This is a genomic window from Mucilaginibacter sp. (assembly GCF_036383575.1).
Lineage (GTDB): Bacteria > Bacteroidota > Bacteroidia > Sphingobacteriales > Sphingobacteriaceae > Mucilaginibacter.
Genome location: NZ_DASVOB010000392.1, coordinates 1 through 5,684, shown reverse-complemented (window position 1 = coordinate 5,684; position 5,684 = coordinate 1). Strand labels below are relative to the sequence as shown.

The 5,684-nt window shown below is 44.3% G+C and carries 3 protein-coding genes; all 3 read right to left on the bottom strand.

Annotation, left to right across the window (positions count from 1 at the left end):
* Positions 1–1,731: Tex family protein (locus VF500_RS13730; protein ID WP_330860217.1), on the bottom strand; the 1,731-nt coding region annotated here is incomplete at its 3' end.
* A gap of 266 nt (positions 1,732–1,997) precedes the next feature.
* Positions 1,998–2,924, bottom strand: a complete 927-nt coding sequence (locus VF500_RS13725) for an NAD(P)-dependent oxidoreductase (RefSeq protein ID WP_330860216.1) — start codon at positions 2,922–2,924, stop codon at positions 1,998–2,000.
* A gap of 533 nt (positions 2,925–3,457) precedes the next feature.
* Entirely contained in the window at positions 3,458–5,602 is a 2,145-nt protein-coding gene (locus VF500_RS13720; RefSeq protein ID WP_330860215.1) for a carboxy terminal-processing peptidase, read from the bottom strand.
* Positions 5,603–5,684: the final 82 nt, after the last annotated feature.

Below are 5,684 nucleotides of genomic sequence, written 5' to 3'. Positions count from 1 at the left end.
CATCAGGTCTTTAACCGTGCATTTCATATCCGTAGCCATCTGCTCCAGTAAGCCATAGCGCTCGGGGTGAACCGCACTGGTATCCAACGGGTTTTCGGCATTATGGATCCGGAGGAAACCTGCTGCCTGCTCAAACGCTTTATCTCCCAAACGCGGAACTTTCTTCAACTGCTCGCGGCGTTTAAAGGCTCCGTTTTGATTACGGTATTCTACAATGTTTTGTGCCAGTTGCGGCCCAAGGCCCGATACATACGCCAGGATCTGTTTTGAAGCCGTGTTAAGCTCAACACCTACCGCGTTCACTGCGCTAATCACAGTGTCATCTAAGGACGTTTGCAGCTTGTTCTGGTCAACGTCATGCTGGTACTGGCCCACACCAATTGATTTTGGATCGATCTTTACCAGTTCGGCCAATGGGTCCATTAAACGGCGGCCGATAGAAACTGCTCCCCTAACAGTAACGTCATAGTCAGGAAACTCTTCCCTTGCCACTTCCGATGCCGAGTAGATAGAGGCACCGCTTTCGTTAACCATCACAATAGTTACGCCTGGCAAATTCAGGTTGCGCACAAATACTTCTGTTTCGCGGCCGGCCGTACCGTTACCTATGGCAATAGCTTCAATATTATATTTCTGGAACAGGTGCTGTACCGTCTTTTCGGCTTCGCGTGCCTGTCCCGCACCAGTGTGCGGGTAAATAGCAGTATTTTCGAGCAATTTACCTTGTTCATCCAAACAAACCAGCTTACAGCCTGTACGGAAGCCGGGATCAAGCGCCATTACGCGCTTTTGGCCAAGCGGAGCACTTAGTAAAAGCTGGCGGGCATTCTCCGCAAATACGCGGATAGCTTCTTCGTCGGCTTTCTTTTTAGTAAGCAGGCGCACTTCTGTTTCCATTGAAGGTTTCAGCAGGCGTTTGTAGCCGTCGGTAATAGCTAAACGAACCTGGCCCGAAGCCTGGTTGTTGCCTTTGATAACAGAGTCTTCCAGTACCTGCAGTGCATCATCTTCTTCGGGTTTCAGGTCGAGCCACAAGATCTCTTCCTTTTCACCACGACGCATAGCCAACACGCGATGTGATGGGGCTGATTTAACCGGCTCCGTCCACTCAAAGTAGTCTTTGTATTTAATGCCCGCTTCTTCTTTGCCTTCAACTACTCTTGAAGCAAAGGTTCCTTTCTCTACAAAAAACTCACGGATCTTAGTACGTACCTCTGCATTTTCTGCAACGGTTTCAGCAATGATATCCCTTGCACCGGCTAATGCTTCTTCAACACTGGCAACGCCTTTTTCATCGCTGATGTATTCGGCGGCAATCAGTTCCGGGTCGATATTGTTTTGTTCCAATAAAACGTCGGCCAATGGCTGCAGACCTTTTTCGCGGGCCGCTGTAGCTCGGGTTTTGCGTTTTGGGCGATAAGGAAGATAGATATCTTCCAAAGCCACCATCGTTTCAGCTTCGTTAACCTGCTTTTCAAGCTCGGGCGTCAATTTGCCCAGATCTGTAAGTGATTTCAGAATAGCCTCACGGCGTTTATCCAGCTCACGCAGTTGCTGTACACGGTCGCGAATATTGGCAACCTGTACCTCATCCAAACTGCCGGTAAGTTCTTTACGATAACGGGAAATGAACGGAACAGTAGCTCCTTCATCAAGCAGGGCAACAGTGGCGGTTACCTGTTTTTCGGCAACGGCAAGCTCTGCGGCTATTATTTTATAATGAATACTCATAATCAAAATTCGGACTGCGAAGTTGAGGGAATAGGATTACAATTCAAAAAAAGATTGTTAACAATGGGTTGAAAGTTTTTTCTGAACCGTGATTTATGGGATTGGAGGATTCGCAGGATGTTTGCCTGAACCCGAATTAAACGATTTTTTTAAATTTATCGAATTTGCTTAGCATTCTGTTTATTCTTTAATTCAGAAAATTCGAGTTCAGACAATAGTGCTCAACTCATGGTAATCCCAAAATCCTAAAAATCAAGGTTCAGATATTACTTCAAATCAACCAGCTTCTCAGCCATTACCTCGCTGATCTTCCGGTATGAATCAAATGTCCAGCCGGCAACGTGAGGGCTTAACAGCACCTTTCCGCTTTGCCTTAACTCCTCAAACCATGGCTGTTCGGCAAGGGCAGGGAATTTTTCAACTTCCAGTACATCTAAACCTGCGCCTAAAATTTTGCCTTCACGGATAGCATTAAGTACCGCGCTTACCTTAGCGGTTTTGCCACGCGAGGTATTCAGGAAAAATATTGGCTTTTTAAAGTGGAACAGGTATTCGTCATCCACTAATCCGTTTGTTTCTGTCGTTAAGGGGATATGCAGGCTCAGCACATCGCTGTGCTTTACAATTTCTTCCATGCTTACCTCGCGGGCATATTTATCGCTGAAGCCGGTTTTGTATTTATCGTAAGCAATAACATTTACCTGAAATCCAGATAGTTTACGTGCAAAGCTGCTGCCCATATGGCCATAGCCTATAATACCTACTGTTTTGCCTTTTAGCTCATACCCACGGTTGGCTTCACGCTGCCATTTACCGTCACGGATTTCCGCATCGCCACGGTTCAGGTTATTCATTAGTGACAGCAGCAAACCTACGGCATGCTCGCCTACAGCATCTGAATTGCCCTCGGGAGCATTAATTAGGTTTATGCCTTTTTGAGCAGCATAATCTTCATCAATATTATCCATACCGGCACCGGCACGGGCTATGAATTGCAGGTTGGTGGCAGCATCAAGCACAGCTTTATCAACCCTGAATTTTGAACGGATCACCAAACCGGCATAATCACCTATGACCTGCATGGCTTCGTCAAGCTTAATCAGCGGACGGTAATCGCAGGTGTAACCTTTAGCTTCGGCCTGCTCCATAAATATGGCATGCACATCATCAACAATAAGAATATTATTTTTCAACGTTGTATCAATTATTTATAAGAGGCCAAATTTACAAAATGCAAGGGTATTAGCCGACAGGGTTTTATAACAGGGAAGTGATTTTTAAGAATATGACACTAATTCCTCGAATTAAATCGAATTACACGAATTTTATTTTCGATGTAAGGTACCTAAGTATGTAAATTCAACTCGTGGTCGGTGTTATCGCTACAGGTGTCCGAAAGCCGCAAATCAGTTGCAAATGGTGCATTAATAAACCCCATGTCATTGCGAGGAGCTTGTACGGGGCTGCGCGCGGCGCGACGTGGCAATCTCGTCGGTATGCATAAACGACATGCTTATGTCGACAGGCATTAGCTACGAGATTGCCGCGCTACGCTCGCAATGACATGGCTTTTTAAGAGATATTTCATCTTTCGAACGGTTGTAGTGACTTCTAACACCCATTCGTGAACTTCGATAAAATTCCTTTTAACCTGTAGGCATTCGTGTATAAATAAAAAGGCCCGGCATCTTTCAATACCGGGCGCTGAATATTATTCAAAATTAGCTTAGTTAGCCGGTTGCGAACCAACGCTTGTAAACTTATTATCAAGGCTGATATAATCGGTCATGATTTGGCCGGCTTCGCGTTTTACAAAGTCAAGGTCTTCATTTTTAGGTTTAGTTTGGCCTTTTTTAAGGGCTGGTAAACCTAAGGCTACGCGGCGCAGGTTGTTACGATCAAATGCTTTTGCTTCATCATCGTCGCGCTGTTTCTTCAAGTCTGATTCTTTTAACGATATGCTGTTATCAGCGTCGTGCTTTTTGAAATCAGCAATATCTTCAAGCAAATATTTGTAGCTATCGCTGCTGCTCATGCGCTGATCATGCAGTTTTTTAAGTTGCGGCAGCACGCCGGTAAAATCGCCGGTTTTGGTGTAGTCTGTTTTGGCTATGATATCAAAAGGCATTGCTGATGGCTCGGTATCTTCACCATATTTATCCAACGGAATAACCGATGGGAAAGAGATATCAGGTGTTACACCCTTGTGCTGGGTTGAGTTACCGCTAATGCGATAGAACTTAGCTATAGTAAGGTTAAGCTGACCGTAAGTGCTTTGGCTGCCTGTAGTAGTTGTTTTTTTACCGCCGCCAACTACACCTGCTATTTTATCGCGAAGTGAAGAACCGATCACCCTGTCAAGGTCAATAGCACTTTGTACCGAACCTTTACCATAGGTCTGGGTTCCCAAAATCAACCCGCGACCGTAATCTTGTATTGCACCTGAGAAAATTTCAGAGGCCGAAGCGCTGAAACGGTCAACCAGCACTGCCATAGGGCCGCTGTAGGTAATATCCGGATCTTCGTCCTTATCAATTTCAACTTGGTCTTTAGTATCACGTACCTGTACTACCGGGCCGGTTTTAATGAATAAGCCGGTAAGCTCAATGGCTTCCATCAATGAACCACCACCGTTTTCACGCAGGTCGATCACCAGGCCGTCTACATTTTCTTTCTTTAACGAGTCAAGGATCGCCTTAACATCATGCGTAGTGCTTTTGTAGTTAGGGTTCCCTGCTTTGTAATCGTTAAAATCAATATAGAACGCAGGAATAGATATTACACCTATCTTCACTGTTTTACCATTGCTGTTATAGGTACGGATCTCTTTCTTGGCCGATTGGTCTTTCAGGATGATCTTTTCGCGCACCATTTCAACCACTTTTGGTTTTGCGGATGCGTTTACACCGGCAGGCAATATTTCAAGCCTTACAGTAGTGCCTTTAGTACCGCGGATGATAGCGATAGCATTATCCACGCGCCAGCCTACCACGTTCTGGAACTCGCCGGTTTTACCTTGTGCTACTGCAACAATGCGGTCATCAACACTTATCTGGTGGCTTTTATCGGCCGGACCGCCCGCAACAATGGTTTTAATGGTTACGTATTCGTTTTCTACCTGCAATGAAGCACCGATCCCTTCAACCTGGCGCGACATTTCGATATTGAAATTGGCCGCGTTTGATGGGTTAAAATAGTTAGTGTGCGGATCGATAGCCTCGGTAAAGGCATCCATAAAGTACTGGAAAACATCCTGGTTTGATAGCTTATTGCTTTGTGTCAACAGGTTTTCGTAACGTTTTTTTAGCGTTTCCTTGTTTTTAGCCATATCAGCATTGGCCAGTTTCAGGTTCAGCAGGTCGTATTTAACACGTTTGGTCCACATGGCATCCATCTCACTTTGTGAAGCGATCCATGGCAGTTTGTCGCGATCATAAACAAAGGTTTCGGTTTTGTTAAAATCGAAGTTTTTGCTGATCTGCTCAATTGAATATTTTACGTGTTCGATATATCTTTTTTGAAAAACGTTGAAGATATAAAAAGCATCGGCCAGGTTACCTGCTTTAATATCATCATCAAGTACGGTTTTATATTTTTCAAAATCCTTGATATCTGATGCTAAAAAATAGCTGTGGTTTTCATCAAGTGATTTGATGTAACGGTCATAAATTATAGCGGATACTGAATCGTTAAGCGGAACTTTTTTATAGTTGTAGTTAGAGATCAATGATGCTACCTGCTTGCAAACAACGCTTTGCTGTTCATCGGGCTGCAGATCATTGGAACCGGTTACTTTTATTGGTTTGGATGGAGATGCTTTACAGGCGAGGGCTGCGCCCAGCACCAATAACAAATATACTTTCTTAAACATATCTTTTACTGTAGTTAAATCGGGGTTGGTGTAAAACATCAATACTTGTGCCTATTATTAATTTGCTAATGTAAAATAAAAA

What these genes read in the sequence shown, in the direction of transcription:
- VF500_RS13720 (WP_330860215.1), bottom strand. Translation starts at nt 5,602, where the DNA reads ATGTTTAAGAAAGTATATTTGTTATTGGTGCTGGGCGCAGCCCTCGCC.